Origin of the sequence: Streptomyces sp. NPDC002054, from assembly GCF_040296685.1 — a bacterium.
Classification (GTDB): Bacteria; Actinomycetota; Actinomycetes; order Streptomycetales; family Streptomycetaceae; genus Streptomyces.
In genome coordinates this window covers 41,826-58,334 of the sequence record NZ_JBEOXT010000021.1, presented here as the reverse complement: position 1 = coordinate 58,334, position 16,509 = coordinate 41,826, and the positions used below count along the sequence as shown (strand labels likewise).

The following is a 16,509-nucleotide window of genomic DNA, read 5'->3' as shown; positions in this document are numbered from 1 at the left end:
GAGCGCGGGATTTGTAAAGGGAGCGTTGCCTGGTTGCGAAGGATTCCGGCCGATGTCACCTCCGGGGGTTAGGGTCGCTCCTGAACACGAGTTCGGTGACAGGGGGTGAAGGTGTGGCGGCAGCGAACTGCCTGGTGGCGAACGACTGGATCTGCTGGGAGTACGTCCGCAGCCGGAGCCAGGAGCTGACCGACGCCACCCTCCAGCACATCGGGATCACCCTGCTCGCGGTGTCCATCGGCGTGGTCGTCTCGGTGCCGCTGGCGCTGCTGGCCCGCCGCGGGCGCCGGTACGCGGCTCCGGTGCTCGGCGTCTCCACCGTGCTCTACACGATCCCCTCGCTGGCCATGTTCTCCCTGCTGCTCCCGGTGTTCGGGCTGTCGGCGGCCACCGCGCTGGTGGTGACCGGCCTGGTGCTCTATTCACTGACCGTCCTGGTCCGCAACGCGCTGGCGGGGCTGGAGGCCGTACCGGAGGAGGTCCGGGAGGCCGCGCGCGGCATGGGATACGGGCCGGGGCGGCTGTTCTGGCAGGTGGAGCTGCCGCTGGCGCTGCCCGCACTGCTCGCCGGGGTCCGGATCGCCACCGTGTCCACGGTGGCGCTGACCACGGTCGGTTCGATCGTCGGCAAGGGCGGGCTGGGCAATCTGCTGGCCCCCGCGGTGGACAGCTCCTTCAAGGCTCAGGTGCTCACCGCCTCGGTGCTGTGTGTGCTGCTCGCCCTGGTCGCCGACCTGCTGCTGCTCGGGCTCCAGCGGGTGCTGACCCCGTGGACCCGCGTCGCGAAGGGGGCCTGACGGCATGGGCGGGGTGTGGGGCGGCACCTGGGACTGGCTCACGGACGGGGCCAACTGGGCCGGGGAGAACGGGGTCTGGCACCGGCTCGCGGAGCATGCGTACGTGAGCGCGCTGGCCCTGGCGATCGCCTGCGCGGTGGCCCTGCCGGTCGGCCTGTACCTGGGCCACCTCGGCAGGGGCGGCGCGCTCGCCGTCAACATCTCCAATGTGGGCCGGGCGGTGCCGGTGTTCGCCGTGCTGGCCCTGTTCATGGTCTCCCCGCTGCGCAACTCCGGCTATGTGCCCACCGTGACCGCGCTGGTCCTGTTCGCGATCCCGCCGCTGCTGACCAATGCGTACGTCGGCATGCGCGAGGTGGACCGCTCGGTGGTCGAGGCCGCCCGGGGGATGGGCATGTCCGGCGGGCAGCTGTTCCTCCGGGTGGAACTGCCGCTGTGCCGCGGGCTGCTGATGACCGGCCTGCGGACCGCCGCCGTACAGGTGGTCGCGACGGCCACGATCGCGGCCATGGTCGGCCAGGGCGGCCTCGGCCGGATCATCACCGCCGGCTTCAACACGTACAACACCCCGCAAGTCATTGCGGGCGCCCTGCTGGTGGCCCTGCTGGCGCTGCTGGTGGAGGGCGTCCTGCTGGCCGCCGACCGGCTGCTGTCGCCCGCCCGGCGCCGACTTCCCCGAACGTCCTGAACGGAGCCCTGAATGGATCACAGCATGAGCAAGGCGACGCGCGTCCTCGGCGCCGCGCTGGGCGCGCTGGCCCTCGGCGTGTCGCTGACCGCCTGCGGCGGCGACAGCCTGGAGAAGGCGAAGGACGGCGGCAGCCCGGCGAGTGCCGGCGGGACCGGCGGGGCCAAGGGCAAGCTGGTGATCGGCGCGGCCGGGTTCACCGAGTCCACTGTGATGGCCGAGCTGTACTCCCAGCTGCTGAAGGACGCCGGGTACGGCACCTCGATCACCACGGTCAAGAACCGCGAGCTGTACGAGCCGGCCCTGGAGAAGGGCGAGATCGACATCGTCCCGGAGTACGCGGCGACGCTGGCGGAGTTCCTCAATGCCAAGGTGAACGGGCCGAAGGCGCCGGAGGAGAAGCCGGTGGCCTCCAGCGATGTGGCGGCGACCTCGGCCGGCCTGGAGAAGCTGGCGGCTCCGCTGGGTCTCAAGGCACTCCCGGCGGGGCAGGCGGTCGATCAGAACGCCTTCGCCGTCAGCCGGGAATTCGCTGCGAAGCACCAGCTCAAGACCCTTTCCGACCTCGGGAAATCCGGTCTGAAGGTAAAGATCGCGGCGGGTGACGAATGCGCGGTCCGCCCCTTCTGCGCACCCGGATTGAAGAAGACATACGGAATCGACGTTTCCGGTATTGACCCCAAGGGCGTCGGCACTCCGCAGGCCAAGCAGGCCGTCAAGGACGGCGTCGACCAGCTGGTGCTGACCACCACCACGGACGCCACGCTGGACGGATTCGGCCTGGTCCTGCTCGAGGACGACAAGAAACTCCAGAACGCCGACAACGTGCTTCCGGTGGTGAACGTCAAGGACGCCGGAAGCCCGGAGATCGCGGCCGTGCTCGCCAAGCTCACCGATGCCCTGACCACGGCCGATCTGACCGAACTCAACCGCAAGGTCGATACGGAACGGGCCAAGCCGGCGGATGTGGCGAAGGCCTGGCTCCAGGCAAAGGGTCTGCTGGGGTCGGCCGGGAACTGAAACCCCGGCGGTCGCGCAGCCGGGGTAACCGCCTGGAAACAGATTTACCGGGCGGCTACCCCAAGCGACCTCCACTCCCTGTAAATTTCGGGCCATGCCCCGTGGACGCCACCGCAATCCCGAACCCCTGCACCGGCTGCTCACGCCTTCGGCGGTCGCCGGTGTCTCCGTCGCCACCGCCGCCGTGGCCTGGCTGCCTGCAGAAACGTTGGCGCTGAGACTGCTGGTGGCCGTCACGGCCACAGCCGGAATCACGAGTGCCGTGCTCATGCGGTCCTGGGACCGGGCGGCCGGGCGGCGGGTCGCCGAACTCGCCCGCGAGCGGGTCAAGGACGAGTGGCGAACCGAGGAACGCATAGCCGAGCTGGAATCCGACCTGGAGGAGTCCCGGGCGCTGCGCGCCAAGCTGGACGCCAAACTCCGGGCCAAGCGCGTCGAACTGGCGGGTCTGCGTGGCGAGCACGCCGCCCTGCTGCGGCGGTACGCCACGGCGGAGACCGAGCGGGCGAGCGCGCTGGAGGGCCGCCGGCTGCTGGCGATCGAGGCGGCCTCGCCGTCCTCCTCCGCTCCCAGGGAACTTCCGCCGGTCTCCGAGGAGCGCACGGCGGCGGGTGCCCCGACCCCGGTGGGCTATGCCCGGGCGAACGCGGCGCTGGCCGCGCTGGCGCGCCGGCGCGAGCGCCCGTCGGCCGCCCCGGCCCGCCGGCTGGCCGCCACGGTGGCCCCGTACACGCCGCCCCGGCGTTCCGCCGACCGGGTGGAGGGCGGGTTCGACTTCTTCGGCACCCAGGTCGCGGCCTCGCAGGCCTCGCAGGCCCGGGCGGCCATCGAGGCGGTGCAGCACGAGGATCTCGCCGATGTGGTGGGCGAGGAGGCGCTGGCCGCCCACAAGGCCGAGTCGTCAGCCCCGGTGGCCCCGGCCGGCCGGGCCGCACTGCCCGCCGGGCCGGCTGCGCCCGCCGGGGACTCCGCTCCCCAGGATGCCGATGCCGAGGGTGCCGGCCAGGTCATCGATCTGACGGAGCACGACGAGACCGAGCCGATCGACGTGGCCCGCCTGCGGACCGCGATCTCCTGACCGAAGCCGCCCCTTGGTGCGGCTTCAGCGTGCGTACGAGGCGATCAGCCGGGCCAGATGACGGCCCGCGAGCAGCAGCGGGGTCTGGCTCTGGCCGACCTGCGCCGCCGTTTCCGCCCCTTCCAGGGTGCTGATCACCGTCATCGCGAGGTCCCGGGAGTCCTCGGCGGAGAAACCGCCCGCCAGCAGGCGTTCCTCCACCAGCTGCCGCCAGTGGGCGAAGGCGGTCTCGCAGGCCGCCTGCAGATCGGGCAGCCGGCCCACCGATTCCAGGGCCGTGGCCGTCACCGGGCAGCCGTCCCGCCAGTCCGAGTCCCGCAGCGCCTCGGCCAGCAGCACCGCCACCGCCTCCACCGCCTCCGCCGGGTCGGTGTGCGAGGCCAGGCCGGTGCTCAGCATCTCGGCGAACTCCTCGCCGCCGAAGGCGAGCGCGGCCACGGCCAGCTCCTGCTTGCCGCCCGGGAAGAAGTGGTAGAGCGAGCCCAGAGTGGCCCCGGCCTCCTTCACCAGCTGCTTGACCGGGGTGGTCTCGTATCCGCCGTGCTGCATCAGCCGTGAGGCGGTGCGGATCAGGCGGTCGCGGGTGCCGAGGGCCCCTGCGGGGCCGGTGGTGGACATGGGCGCGATCGTACCGCCGAACTGGATAGAGCGTTCGTTCCAGCCCGGCCCCGGGTCAGGCTCTGGTGGCCTGTTCGGCCAGTCGGGCCTCGTGGGCGAGGGTCACCTTCGTCCAGAGTGCCGCCCGGTCGTCCGGGGTCAGATCGTCCAGCTCGCGTCCGAAGACCGTCGCGATGGCGTCGTAGAACTCCTCCGCGCCGGTCAGTTCGGTCTCGCTGGGGCCCTTGGCCCCGTCGATCCGGGTCAGCACCCGGCCGCGCAGCAGGTCGATCCCCTCCGCGTCGCGGCGCAGCAGGGTCAGGGTCCGGACGAAGGAGGAGTCCTCGGCGGTGGACAGCCGGAGGTGCTCGGCCTCGAAGTCCGCGGTCACCGCCGGGGCGGCGCGGAAGTTCGTCACCGGGAACGGGCCGCCGGCGCTGTGAACGGTCCAGCCCGGCCCGTCCGGCCCGGTGAGGGGCTCCATCCGGTAGCCGAACTCGCCCTGCTCGTAGCAGCCTTCGAGGAGCGGCAGCGGTTCGTACGGGCCGTCGCCCAGCCCGGCGTCGACGAAGTAGGGGGTGCCGTCGACCCGGACGGTCAGCGCCATGTGGTTGCCGTTGACCTCGCGCGCATCCAGGTCCTCGTACACGCCCCCGACGTGCCGGGTGACGTCGTAGCCCAGGGACTCCAGCAGCGCCGCGAACGCGCCGTTCAGGTGGAAGCAGTAGCCGCCCCGGCCGGCCGCGAAGCGGTGTGCCGACAGCTCGGGATCGATGCCGGGGGGCCGGCCGAGCTGGATGTCGATGTTCTCGTACGGAATGCGCTCCAGGTGGGCGCGCTGCAGGGCGAACAGGGCCTCGGCGGAGGGCGTGCCGGGGTCGGATATGCCCAGCCGGCGGAGGTAGCCGGCGGATATGCCAGAGATCATGGCTCAACCCTAGGCATCAAAGGGCGGCGAGCGCCCGTAAATCGCCCTCATTAAGGCCTGATTCGGCCCTACTTATCGATATCGCCGACCACGAAGAACAGCGATCCGAGGATGGCCACCATGTCCGCGACCAACTGGCCGGGCAGCAGCTCGGTCAGCGCCTGGATGTTGTTGAAGGACGCGGACCGCAGCTTCAGCCGGTACGGGGTCTTCTCGCCCTTGGAGACGAGGTAGTAGCCGTTGATGCCGAGCGGGTTCTCGGTCCAGGCGTAGGTGTGGCCCTCCGGCGCCTTCAGCACCTTGGGCAGTCGCTGGTTGACCGGGCCGGGCGGCAGCTCGGCCATCCGGTCCAGGCAGGCCACGGCGAGGTCGAGGGCGTTGTGGGTCTGGTCCAGCAGGCATTCGAAGCGGGCCAGGCAGTCGCCCTCGGTGCGGGTGACCACCTTGAGCACGTCCTGGAGCTCGCCGTAGGCCAGGTAGGGCTCGTCGCGGCGCAGGTCGAAGTCGACGCCGGAGGCGCGGGCGATCGGGCCGGACACCCCGTACGCGTGCACCGCCTCGGCCGACAGGACGCCGACCCCGCGGGTGCGTCCGCGGAAGATCTCGTTGCCGTGCACCAGCTTGTCGTACACGTCCATGCGCGTGCGGACATCGGCGATGGCGGCGCGGGCCCGGCCGAGCCAGCCGGCCGGCAGGTCCTCCTTCAGGCCGCCGACCCGGTTGAACATGTAGTGCATCCGGCCGCCGGAGATCTCCTCCATTACGGCCTGGAGCTCCTCTCGCTCGCGGAACGCGTGGAAGATCGGGGTGATACCGCCCAGTTCGAGCGGGTACGACCCGAGGAACATCAGGTGGTTCAGGACCCGGTTGAGCTCGGCGAGCAGGGTGCGCATCCACACCGCCCGCTCGGGGACCTCCATGCCGAGCATCCGCTCGACCGCCATGACCACGCCGAGCTCGTTGGAGAACGCGGACAGCCAGTCGTGGCGATTCGCGAGCATGATGATCTGCCGGTAGTCGCGCGCCTCGAAGAGCTTCTCGGCCCCGCGGTGCATGTAGCCGACCACGGGGTCGGCGCTGCTGATGCGCTCCCCGTCCAGGACGAGGCGCAGGCGCAGCACGCCGTGCGTGGAAGGGTGCTGGGGCCCGATGTTGAGCACCATGTCGGTGCTTTCCGCCGCGCCGCCGATACCGACCGTGGTCTCCGTCATGGCCGCATTGTCTCAGCCCACCGCCCGATCTCGTCCTCTGGTCCCACAGGTCGGATCGTCCCGCGTCCTAGGGTTGAGACATGGACACGGGGACGGGCGCCGGGACCGGCGCGGGGGCCGCTGCGGGGACGCCGGCCGAACCGGAATGGGTGGGTCTGCCGGGCGGGCTGCTCTCGCTGCGCAGGCTGTTGCTGGTGCTCTGGATGTCGGTGTTCGCGCTGGTCACCGCCGTCCTGCTGGGTCTGTGGGCGGGCCTGGGGTGGGCGGCGCTGGGGCTGTTCTGGGTCGCGGTGGCGGTCGGCGGCTGGGTGCTGACCGCCCGCAACTGGAAGTCCTGGCGGTACGCCGAGCGGGCCGACGACCTGCTGATCAGCCGGGGCGTCCTGTGGCACGAGCAGACGGTCGTCCCGTACGGGAGGATGCAGCTGGTTGAAGTCACCTCGGGGCCGCTGGAGCGGAAGTTCGGGCTGGCCTCCGTGCAGCTGCACACGGCCGCCGCGGCGACCGACGCCAAGATTCCGGGGCTGGACCCGGCCGAGGCGGAGCGGCTGCGGGACCGGCTGACCGCGCTCGGCGAGGCAAGGTCGGCGGGCCTGTGAGCACGCCCCCGCAGACCCCGCCCCCGGAGACCCCGTCCCCGCAGACCCCGCCCGCCTCTGGCAGTACGAGCCCGCCGCAGCCGAAGCTGCCCCCGCACGGGAACCGGCTGCACCCGCTCACCCCGCTGCGGCGCGCCTGGGTGCCGATCGGTGTGACCGCCAGTGTGATCTTCCAGCAGGGCGACCGGGCCACCCAGTGGATAGAGGAGGCCCGGTCCGCCTTCGGCGTGCTGATCATGGCCGCCGTGGTCCTGGCCGCCTGCCTCTACGGCTTCCTGAGCTGGTGGTTCACCTCCTACGCGGTCACCGACACCGAGCTGCGCATCCGGACCGGCCTGCTCTTCCGCCGCACCGCGCACATCCGCCTGGAACGCCTCCAGGCGGTGGACGTCACCCAGCCGCTGCTGGCCCGGTTCGCCGGGGTCGCCAAGCTCAAACTGGACGTCATCGGTACGGAGGACAAGGACGAGCTGGCCTACCTGGGCGAGGCGGAGGCCCGCGCGCTGCGCGCCGAGCTGCTGGCCCGCGCGGCCGGCTTCGCGCCGGAGGAGGCGGTGACCGTCGGGGAGGCCCCGGTGCGGGAGCTGCTCCGGGTCCCGGCCCGGCAGCTGACCGTCTCCCTGCTGCTCAGCCTCGGTGTGTGGGCGGCGCTGCTGGGCGGGCTGATCGCCCCGGTGGTGGTGTGGTGGCTGAGCGCCAGCCTGTGGGCTTCCCTGGCGATCCTGCTGCCGGTGCTGGGCGCCGTGTGGGCCGGCACTGCCGGCCGCTTCCTGAACGGGTACGACTGGACGGTCGCCGAATCCCCGGACGGGCTGCGCCTGGACCACGGCCTGCTGGACCGGGTCCACGAGACGGTCCCGCCCGGCCGGGTCCAGATGGTCCGGATCGTGGAGCCGCTGCTGTGGCGGCGCCGCGACTGGGTCCGGGTGGAGCTGGCGGTGGCCGGCTCGAGCAACGACCTGCTGGTGCCGGTCGCGCCGCGGGCCGCGGCGTACGAGGTGGTGGCCCGGGTGCTGCCCGGGGTGGATCTTGCCGCCCTGGCCTTCTCCCCCTCCCCGGACCACGGATCCCGCTGGGTGGTCCCCTTCTGGTGGAAGGGCTACGGCCTGGCGGTCTCCCCGCAGGTGTTCGGGGCCCGGCACGGCCGGCTGTGCCGGCGCACCGAGGTCGTGCCGCACGTGAAGGTGCAGAGCGTCCGGCTCCTCCAGGGCCCGTGGAAGCGGGCCCGCGGGGTGGCCGACGTCTGCGTGGAGACCGGGGCCAACGGCACGGTGACGGCCCACCTGCGCCCGGCCGCGGAGGCCGCCGCCCTGCTGTGGGCCCAGGCGGACCGCTCCCGCACGGGCCGCGCGGACGCGGCCCCGGACCGCTGGATGACCTGAGGCGGTCCGGCTGCGGGGCTGGACAGGGCCTAGCCCGCGCCGCCGCCCCCGGCCCGCACCATGCCCGTCTCGTACGCCAGCACCACCACCTGGACCCGGTCCCGCAGGCCCAGCTTGGTCAGGATGCGGCCCACGTGCGTCTTGACCGTGGCCTCCGACAGGACCAGCCGGGCCGCGATCTCGCCGTTCGACAGGCCCTGTGCCACCAGCAGCATGACCTCGCGCTCCCGGTCCGTCAGCCGCTCCAGCTCCTTGTGCTGCGGTTCGGCCGTGGTCGTCGGCAGCATCGGGGCGAAACGGTCCAGCAGGCGCCGGGTGGTGGACGGCGCCACCACCGCATCGCCGCTGTGCACGCTGCGGATCGCCGCCAGCAGCTCGGCCGGCGGCACATCCTTCAGCATGAAACCGCTCGCGCCCGCCTTCAGGCCGGAGAACGCGTACTCGTCCAGGTCGAAGGTGGTCAGGATGATGACCTTCGGGTGCTCCTCCGGCGCACAGATCCGCCGGGTCGCCTCCACCCCGTCGAGCTTGGGCATCCGGACGTCCATCAGCACCACGTCGACCTTGGTCGCCCGCAGCACCTCGATGGCCTCCAGGCCGTCACCCGCCTCCGCGACCACATCCATGTCCGGCTGGGCGGCGAGCACCATCCGGAAACCCGTGCGCAGCAGCACCTGATCGTCGACCAGCATCACTCGGATGGACATGCGTTGACTCGCCCTCATTCGTCTTCTCAGTGTTGCTGCTTCTTCAGCGGCAGCAGCGCGCTGATCCGGAAACCGCCGCCCGGCCGCGGCCCCGCGTCCAGGGTCCCGCCGACCATACCGACCCGTTCGCGCATGCCGATCAGCCCGTGCCCGGCACCGTCGGCGCCGCCGTCCTCGTACAGCTCGTGGGCCGCGCCCCGGCCGTCGTCCTCGACCAGCAGGCCGAGCCCGTCGTCGAAATAGACCAGCCGGACGCTGGCCCGCGCGTCCGGGCCGCCGTGCTTGCGCGTATTGGTCAGTGCCTCCTGCACGATCCGGTACGCCGTCAGCTCCACCCCGCTGGGCAACTGCCGCGGTGCCCCCTCGACCGCGAACTCCACGGTGAGCCCGGCCGCCCGGACCTGCTCGACCAGGACCTCGATCTGTTCCACGTCCGGCTGCGGCACATAGTCCTCGGACTCCTGCGGTTCGCCGGTGCGCAGCACGCCCAGCAGCCGGCGCATCTCGGCGAGGGCCTGGCGGCCGGTGCCGGAGATGGTCTGCAGGGCCTCCTTGGCCAGCTCGGGGGAGGCGTCCATGACATAGGCGGCACCATCGGCCTGAACCACCATCACCGACACGTTGTGCGCGACCACGTCGTGCAGCTCGCGGGCGATCCTGGCGCGCTCGGCGGCCACCGCCACCTGGGCCTGGGCCGCGCGCTCGTTCTCCAGCCGCTGGTTCCGCTCGACCAGCTGGGCGTAGTACGCGCGACGGGTGCGGACGGAGTCGCCGAGCACCCAGGAGAGCGCGAACATCGCCATCAGCAGGACAACGGTGAAGACCTCCTCGGGGCCGGTCGACTCGCTTCCGGTCAGTCCCCAGCGCAGCTGGGCCAGTGGCGGGGCGGCGAGGCCCAGCCCGAGGGCGGTGCGGGAGATCCAGCGGGGGACGTCGCCGGCGGCGACGGTGTAGATCACGACGAGCATCGCGAAGTCCGCGGCGTTCGGCAGGGAGCCGGTGAGCAGCTGGTACAGGCCGGTGCCGGCGGTGACCCACAGCATCGGCACGGTCCACTTGCGGCGCAGGGCGACGGCGGCGGACAGCGCGATGACGACGGGAACGGCGATCAGCCGCTCGCCCGTCGAGTCATAGCCCCCGGCGACCTGCAGCATTCCGAAACCGAAGAGGACGACAGCCCAGAAGCTGTCGACGCCCGTCGGGTGTCTGCGGAGGAAGTCGTAGAGGCGCTGCACGTAACCCAGAGTAGGGAAAGGAGATAGGTGCTGGAGTCAACCACAGGTGCGATCCGTGGGACAGGGGAGTACTCCGCAAGGTGGAGGGCGAGCTTAGCCTTTGTGTGGTGAGCACGGTGAGCACTGAGGGTGAGAGCACGGAACGGCCGCCTATTGGGTGGCGGGCCGCCATGGAATCGGCGCTGTACGGGCCGGACGGGTTCTACGTGCGCCCGGGCGACGGCACCGGGCCGGCCGGCCACTTCCGTACGTCGGTGCACGCCTCCCGCCTGTACGCGGGGGCGGTGGCACGGCTGCTGTGCCGGGTCGACGAGGAGCTGGGCCGGCCGGGGCGGCTGGACCTGGTCGATGTGGGGGCGGGGCGGGCGGAACTGCTGACCGGGGTCCTCGCGGCGCTGCCGGCGGCGGTGGCCGGGCGGGTGCGGGCGTACGCGGTCGAGCGCGCGGCCCGGCCGGAGGGGCTCGACCCGCGGATCCGGTGGGTCCCCGAACCCCCCGAAGGGACGACGGGGCTGCTCTTCGCGAACGAGTGGCTGGACAACGTACCGCTGGACGTGGCGGAGGACGGCCGGTACGTACTGGTCGCCCCGGACGGTACGGAGAGCCCGGGCGGCCCGCTCACGGCCGCCGACCGGGACTGGCTGGACCGCTGGTGGCCGGGCGGCGGCCGGGCGGAGATCGGCCGCACCCGGGACGAGGCCTGGGCGGCGGCGGTGGGCTCCCTGGCCCGGGGCCTGGCGGTGGCGGTGGACTACGCGCACACCGCCGGCGCGCGGCCGGCCTGGGGCACGCTGACCGGCTTCCGCGCGGGCCGCGAGGTCCGGCCGACCCCGGACGGCACCTGCGACGTAACGGCCCACGTGGCCCTGGACGCCTGCGCTGCCGCCGGGGCGGCGGCCTTGTCGAAGCGCGCCTCGGGTGCCCCGGCATCGGACGGCCCGGCTTCGGGTGGCCCCGGGCGGGGTGGCCCTGGGCCTGGTGGCCCCGGGCCTGGTGGCCCCGCGTCGGGCAGGCCCGTACCGGGTGCGACTGGGTCGGGGGCCTTTGCTTCGGGCGGCCCGGCTTCGGGTGCCCCGGCTTCAGGCGCCCGCGCGCCGGGTGGCCCGGCGGCGGGCGAGCCCGTGCCGAGAGCCCCCGTTTCGGGCGGCCCCGCGTCGGGCAGGCCCGTGTCGAGTGCCACCGGGTCGGGATCCTTTACTTTGCACGGCCCGGCTTCGCGCGGCCCCGCGGCGGGCGAGCCCGTACCGGGTGCCCCTGGGTCGGGTGTCCCCGCTTCGGGTGCCCTCGCTTCGGGCGAGGCCGGGGCGGGCGGCCCGGGGACTGGCGGGCCCGCGGCGGGCAGCCCCGGGTCCGGGCCTCCTGTGCTGCTGACGCAGCGGGAGGCTCTTGGCGGGCTCGGGGTTTCCGGGGGGAGGCCGCCGCTGGCGCTGGCTTCCGCCGATCCGGCGGCGTATGTCCGGGCCCTCGCCTCGGCCGGTGAGGCGGCGGAGCTCACCGCCCGGGGTGGGCTGGGTGACTTCGGCTGGCTGCTCCAGCCCGTGCACCTTCCGGCCTGGCGGCCGTAGGGACGGGCGCGCCCGCCTGCGGGCCGTGGCCCCGGGCATCGCCCGGGAACGGCACCGGCCCCCGCCGCGCAGCGTGCGGCGGGGGCCGGTGAAGGCAGGGCCGGGGTTACCGGGTCACGTGGTCGTGGCCCTCGTGGAGGCCGCCGCCACCGCCCGCCGAGCCGTCGGTCGGCTGCGACACGACCGGCTTCGACAGCGGAGCCAGGTCGAAGGCGTAGTGGCCCACCGCGTCCGCGATGACGTCCACGTTGATGTCCAGCGCCTTCTGGTCGATGTTCGTGATGTCGTCGCCCTCGCCGTGGTAGTTCACGTCGTACGCGACACCCGCCTGGCCGCCGAACTTCGCGGCCTGCGCCTCCGTCTTGATGCCCTCCGCGCCGGTGAACGTGCCGCCCGACGGGATGCCCACCTCGATGAACGGCCCGTAGTCGGAGCGGCCGGAGAAGTCCGTGCCCTCGTGCGGGATCCGCTTCGAGTCGAGGAAGTCGGTGATGCCCTTCTCGATCTGGGCCGAACCCTCCGGGCCGGGACCCGCGCCGACGCCGTCCGAGTTGTCACCGTCGTAGACGAAGTACGCCGCGTTCGGCGAGCCGATCATGTCGAAGTTCAGGTAGAGCTTGATCTGCTTCTTCTGCTCGTCCGTCAGCGAAGCGACATACGCCTCGGATCCGAGCAGTCCGAACTCCTCCGCCGACCACCAGGCGAACTTGACCTTGTTCTTGATCTTGCCCTGGTTGGACGCGAGGCGCTGCGCGACCTGCAGGATGCCCGCCGAGCCCGACCCGTTGTCGTTGATGCCGGGACCGTCCGCCACCGAGTCCAGGTGGGCGCCGAGGAACACCGTGTTGTTCGCGTCGCCGCCGCGGGTCTCCGCGACCACGTTGTACGTCTTGCGGTTCTCCCGCAGTTCGCGGATGTCCAGGGTCACCTCGACCGGTCCGGCCGTGGCCTCGGCGGCGAGCTTCTCGCCCTCCGCCTGGGTGACGCCGCCGGTGGGCACCTTGCCCAGGGCCGGGTCGCCGATGGTCCCGTTGAGGGCGCCCTCGGTGTTGTTGTAGATGACCGCGCCGACGGCACCGGCCGCAGCCGCGTTCGTCTGCTTCGCCTCGAAGGTGCAGCCGCCCCGCTTGATCAGGGCGATCTTGCCGGTGAAGGCACCCGCGGCGAAGTCGCCGGGCTGGCAGCCGTTGCTGCCGTCCGCGTCCACGGGGGCGACGGCGACCTGTGCGGTCACGCCGTCGGCCGGGCCGCTCGCCGTGTAGGTCATCAGCTTGATCGGGACGTCCCGTCCGGCCGACCCGTTCACGGTCAGCTTCTCCGCGAGCGTCTCCACGTACACGAAGTCGAACTCGTGCCGGGTGACCTTGTAGCCGGAGGCCCGCATCACGGCCTCGACGTACTTCGCCGACTGCTCGTGGCCCTTCGAACCCGCGACCCGGGTGCCCTTGTTGTAGTCGGCGATGGCCTGGAACACCTTGAGGTGGTTGTTGGCGCCCTTGCCGGTCGCCTCCTTCACCAGCTTCTTCGCGAGGGCGTCGCCGCGCGCGGCGTCACTCTGCGGGCCGGTGGCGCCGGCCGGTCCGGCGAGCAGCAGCGGGGAGACGAGGGCGGCGGCAGCCAGCGTGGCGGTGGCTACGGCTATACGGCGTGAGGGCATGGAGGTCCTTTCACGGCAGGCAGGCAGTCTGCGGACATGCAGGAGCGGACATGCAAAAGCGGGCATGCAGGAGCGGCAGCGCACTGTGTGGGGGGAGTGGTGGACGCACGTTAGACACCAAGGCGCCACTCTGGCCAGAGTTTTCGCTGATTCCGGTTTATGAAATCCGTATATCGGTACGATGTCGCCGTATCGACATGGCAGGCCGCAGGCCGCAGCGGCGGCGCGGCTAGCGGAGTATTCCCTCGATGAAGTCCGAGCCGATCCGCGCGACTATGGACAGATCCAACTGATGCTGGGCATACCGGCCCTGACGGCGGGTGTGCAGCAGCCCGGCCTTCTTCAGCACGGACAGGTGCCGGGACACCTCGGGCGGGGTGATCCCGTGGACGTTCGCCAGCTCGCTCGTCGTGTACGAGGCCCGGGCCAGGCTCCGGCACAGCATCATCCGCATCGGGTGGGCCAGGGCTTCCATCCGCCGCTGGAGCAGCTCCACCGAGCCCGGCGCGGTGGCCAGTTCGGGGGAGCCGAGCGGGTAGTGCACCACCGGGCGCCAGCCGGACGCGTGCAGCACCAGCAGGTGCGGCCAGCCGAAGTGCGTGGGAACGAAGACCAGTCCGGTGCCGACGGCCGGATCGGTCGCGGTGGTCGACCCGTTGGTCATTTTGTCCGCGGTGATCTTGGTGCCCGCCTCGTCCACGCTGAGCGCCGCCGAGACCTCCTTCAGCACCGCCGGCAGCCCCTTGCGGCGCAGCACCTCCGTCTTGTGCCGGGTATCGGCGGTCTGCTGCGGTTCGATCCGCCGCCACATCTCCGCGAAGAAGGCCTCGTCGCACTCCTCGACCAGGCGGCGCAGCCAGGCCCGCACCGCCGCGGTGTCGTCCAGCAGCCGGGTGGAGAACTCCAGCCGGCCGGGCCCGAGGGCGGCAGCCGCCTCCAGGGCCCGGGCGCGGGCGCCCGGGTCCGTCAGCGGCGAGGGCCCGCCGTCCTCGCCGTAGCGCCTCAGCCAGGAGTGCTCCAGGGCGGCCGTCACGAAGGTCTCGTCCTCCAACCGGTCGAGTACGTCGAGCTCCTCGGCGAGCGTCGCCGCGGGCAGCCCGGAGCCGTCCGGGAGCCCCGCGAAGGCCATGAAGATGTCGGCGAAGGAGCTCCGCCACAGGAAATCGCACTCCAGCAGCCGGTCCGCGAGGCACGGGTCGAGCGCGGCGGCGGTGGCGGCGGTCCAGGAGGCGAGGCCGGGGTGGTGGGCGGGCTGGGAGAGCGCGTGCAGGGCCATGCAGAGCTCCGCGAGCGGCGAGGGCGCGAAGACGATCTGCTCCGCGGGGAGCCCGGCGATGTCGATGGTGACGCTCATTGCGCCATTCTGCGGGGGCTCGCGCGTCGGGCTCGCCCCGGCAGGGCCATCTGCGGGGCGGCCATCCGGGCCCGCCCGTCGCCCGCCCGTCGATTGACGGGGGCCGTCAATCGACGGGCGGGGTGTGCGGGGCAGGTCCAGGGTGGATACATGACCGCGATCGAGCAGTACCTCATCGACAGCTACCGGGCCGCCCAGCACGGCGACCCGATGCCGCCGCCACCGGGCCGCGACGACCTCGCGGTGCTGCGGCAGGCCCGCTCCTACGAACAGTTCCGCGCCGTGCTGGACGGCCGCCCCGCCGCCCACCCCTGGCGCGCCGCCCTGCACCGCCTACGGCTGCGCTGACCCTGCGGTGCGGACCGGCCGAGCCGACCCGGCAGTGCTGACCGGCTGCGGGCCGTGCGGCCGGGCCCGCAGCCGGGCCCAGGAGCCGCGCCTGTAGGCACGGCTCCCGCCGTACCTACAGCCGGGCCGTGAACTCCGCGACCGCCGCCCGGACGTCCTGCGCCGTCCACTCCAGGCCCGGCCCGGTGACCGTCAGCTCGGTCACCGACAGGCCCGGCGGGCCGTCCGCGGACCAGACGCGGAACAGCGAGGTCCCGGTCTCCTCCGCCTGCCGCACCCCTGCCTCGGTCAGCCGCTCCGCCTCGTACGGCAGCCAGACCTGGAACTGGTGCGTGTGCGGGACCTCCGGGTGGATGCGGAACCACGGCACCCCCGCCTCCGCCAGGCCCTCGCCCAGCGCCGCCGCGACCACCCGGGCCCCGGCCACGTACGACGGCAGCCTCGGCAGCTCCTGCTCCAGGCCCGCCAGGGCCGACAGCGCCTGCGGGAACTGCTGGAAGATCTGGCCCCCGTACCGGTGCCGCCACGCCCGGGTCTCCTCCACGAAGCCGCGCGGCCCCGCCAGCGCCGCCCCGCTCAGCCCGCCCAGCGACTTGTAGAAGGACACGTACACGCTGTCCGCGAGCCCCGCGATCTCCGGCAGCGACCGCCCGAAGTGCACGGTGGTCTCCCACAGCCGCGCACCGTCGAAGTGGATCACCGCCTCCCGTTCCCGGCCGGCCTCGACCAGCTCCTCCAGCTCCTCCCACGAGGGCAGCAGGAAGCCCGCGTCCCGCAGCGGCAGCTCCAGCATCAGCGTGCCGAACGGCTCCGGGAGGTCGCGTACCTCCTCCGCCGTCGGCAGCCGCCGCTCCCTGGTCGGATGGGTGGTCCGCAGCCCCGACACGGCGGTCAGCGCCCCGCCCTCCCAGACCTCCGGGTGGCTCATCGGATGCAGGGCCACCAGCGGATTCCCGGTCCGGCCCGCCCAGCAGCGCAGGGCCACCTGCTGGGCCATGGTCCCGGTCGGGAAGTACGCCGCGTCCTCCGTGCCGAGCAGCTCCGCCACCCGGGCCTCCAGATCGGCGACCACCCCGTCGCCGTAGACGTCCACGGGCCGGTCGCGGACGTCGGGGGCCTCGCCCAGCGCGGCCAGCCGGGCGAGCAGCTCCCCGACCCTCGGCTCCCGCACGCCCCGGCTCAGCACCCTCCGGGCCCCGCGCCAGGCCGCCACCTGCCGCTCCCGCTCCGGCGTCTGCTCTTGGTCTTGGTCTTGGTCCTGCTTGTGTACGTCCTCGTCCGCCATGTCCTCGATCATCTCCCCGGCCGTCCCCGCGGCGCCCCGCTTTTTGCCCGGCCCGTGC

Annotated in this window: 16 protein-coding genes; 8 read left to right on the top strand and 8 right to left on the bottom strand. The window is 72.6% G+C overall.

Going from position 1 to position 16,509, the window contains the following annotated elements:
- Nucleotides 1–113: 113 nt before the first annotated feature.
- The 4 genes from ABT123_RS21030 to ABT123_RS21015 all read left to right on the top strand — a co-directional run bounded on the left by ABT123_RS21030 (nucleotide 114) and on the right by ABT123_RS21015 (nucleotide 3,583).
- On the top strand, nucleotides 114–797 hold the full coding sequence (locus tag ABT123_RS21030) for an ABC transporter permease (RefSeq protein ID WP_351316699.1): 684 nt from the start codon (nucleotides 114–116) through the stop codon (nucleotides 795–797).
- A 4-nt stretch (nucleotides 798–801) separates the two neighbouring features.
- Nucleotides 802–1,485 carry an ABC transporter permease gene (locus tag ABT123_RS21025; RefSeq protein ID WP_351316696.1) on the top strand — a complete coding sequence of 228 codons (684 nt, stop codon included), beginning with the start codon at nucleotides 802–804 and terminating at the stop codon, nucleotides 1,483–1,485.
- Between the two features lie 24 nt (nucleotides 1,486–1,509).
- Nucleotides 1,510–2,505, top strand: coding sequence for an ABC transporter substrate-binding protein (locus ABT123_RS21020; protein WP_351316693.1), 996 nt, complete (start codon nucleotides 1,510–1,512; stop codon nucleotides 2,503–2,505).
- 94 nt (nucleotides 2,506–2,599) lie between these two features.
- The gene (locus tag ABT123_RS21015; RefSeq protein WP_351316690.1) at nucleotides 2,600–3,583 is read left to right on the top strand and encodes a hypothetical protein; all 984 of its coding nucleotides are present in this window, start codon (nucleotides 2,600–2,602) and stop codon (nucleotides 3,581–3,583) included.
- Nucleotides 3,584–3,607: 24 nt separating this feature from the next.
- Here the strand turns inward: ABT123_RS21015 and ABT123_RS21010 are convergent, their stop codons facing one another.
- The 3 genes from ABT123_RS21010 to ABT123_RS21000 form a co-directional block, all read right to left on the bottom strand.
- Nucleotides 3,608–4,201, bottom strand: coding sequence for a TetR/AcrR family transcriptional regulator (locus ABT123_RS21010; RefSeq protein ID WP_351316687.1), 594 nt, complete (start codon nucleotides 4,199–4,201; stop codon nucleotides 3,608–3,610).
- Nucleotides 4,202–4,256: 55 nt separating this feature from the next.
- Nucleotides 4,257–5,108 (bottom strand): arylamine N-acetyltransferase family protein, encoded by an 852-nt coding sequence (locus tag ABT123_RS21005; protein ID WP_351316684.1) that lies wholly within the window; start codon nucleotides 5,106–5,108, stop codon nucleotides 4,257–4,259.
- A gap of 68 nt (nucleotides 5,109–5,176) precedes the next feature.
- Nucleotides 5,177–6,319, bottom strand: coding sequence for an NADH-quinone oxidoreductase subunit D (locus ABT123_RS21000; RefSeq protein ID WP_351316681.1), 1,143 nt, complete (start codon nucleotides 6,317–6,319; stop codon nucleotides 5,177–5,179).
- An 80-nt stretch (nucleotides 6,320–6,399) separates the two neighbouring features.
- Between ABT123_RS21000 and ABT123_RS20995 the strand changes: the two genes are divergently transcribed.
- Together ABT123_RS20995 and ABT123_RS20990 are read left to right on the top strand one after the other, a co-directional pair.
- Nucleotides 6,400–6,918 carry a PH domain-containing protein gene (locus tag ABT123_RS20995; RefSeq protein ID WP_351316678.1) on the top strand — a complete coding sequence of 173 codons (519 nt, stop codon included), beginning with the start codon at nucleotides 6,400–6,402 and terminating at the stop codon, nucleotides 6,916–6,918.
- Nucleotides 6,915–8,300 (top strand): PH domain-containing protein, encoded by a 1,386-nt coding sequence (locus tag ABT123_RS20990; protein ID WP_502971004.1) that lies wholly within the window; start codon nucleotides 6,915–6,917, stop codon nucleotides 8,298–8,300. Before ABT123_RS20995 ends, ABT123_RS20990 begins: the two co-directional genes overlap by 4 nt.
- A 29-nt stretch (nucleotides 8,301–8,329) precedes the next feature.
- On the opposite strand, the gene ABT123_RS20985 is transcribed toward ABT123_RS20990, so the two are convergent.
- Nucleotides 8,330–9,007, bottom strand: coding sequence for a response regulator transcription factor (locus tag ABT123_RS20985; RefSeq protein WP_351316675.1), 678 nt, complete (start codon nucleotides 9,005–9,007; stop codon nucleotides 8,330–8,332).
- Nucleotides 9,008–9,033: 26 nt separating this feature from the next.
- Nucleotides 9,034–10,242 carry a sensor histidine kinase gene (locus ABT123_RS20980; protein WP_351316672.1) on the bottom strand — a complete coding sequence of 403 codons (1,209 nt, stop codon included), beginning with the start codon at nucleotides 10,240–10,242 and terminating at the stop codon, nucleotides 9,034–9,036.
- 116 nt (nucleotides 10,243–10,358) lie between these two features.
- Between ABT123_RS20980 and ABT123_RS20975 the strand changes: the two genes are divergently transcribed.
- Complete coding sequence (locus ABT123_RS20975; protein WP_351316669.1) at nucleotides 10,359–11,807, top strand: SAM-dependent methyltransferase; 1,449 nt, start codon at nucleotides 10,359–10,361, stop codon at nucleotides 11,805–11,807.
- Between the two features lie 106 nt (nucleotides 11,808–11,913).
- Here the strand turns inward: ABT123_RS20975 and ABT123_RS20970 are convergent, their stop codons facing one another.
- Nucleotides 11,914–13,464 (bottom strand): M28 family metallopeptidase, encoded by a 1,551-nt coding sequence (locus ABT123_RS20970; RefSeq protein ID WP_351316666.1) that lies wholly within the window; start codon nucleotides 13,462–13,464, stop codon nucleotides 11,914–11,916.
- Nucleotides 13,465–13,693: 229 nt separating this feature from the next.
- Nucleotides 13,694–14,818, bottom strand: a complete 1,125-nt coding sequence (locus ABT123_RS20965) for a DUF5937 family protein (protein WP_351316663.1) — start codon at nucleotides 14,816–14,818, stop codon at nucleotides 13,694–13,696.
- Between the two features lie 150 nt (nucleotides 14,819–14,968).
- On the opposite strand from ABT123_RS20965, the gene ABT123_RS20960 reads away from it, so the two are divergent.
- Nucleotides 14,969–15,166: a hypothetical protein gene (locus tag ABT123_RS20960; protein WP_351316660.1), complete on the top strand. Its 198-nt coding sequence runs from the start codon at nucleotides 14,969–14,971 to the stop codon at nucleotides 15,164–15,166.
- Between the two features lie 115 nt (nucleotides 15,167–15,281).
- Here the strand turns inward: ABT123_RS20960 and ABT123_RS20955 are convergent, their stop codons facing one another.
- A complete protein-coding gene (locus ABT123_RS20955) occupies nucleotides 15,282–16,463 on the bottom strand; it encodes a threonine aldolase family protein (protein WP_502971003.1) in 1,182 nt (393 codons plus the stop codon).
- Nucleotides 16,464–16,509 lie beyond the last annotated feature (46 nt).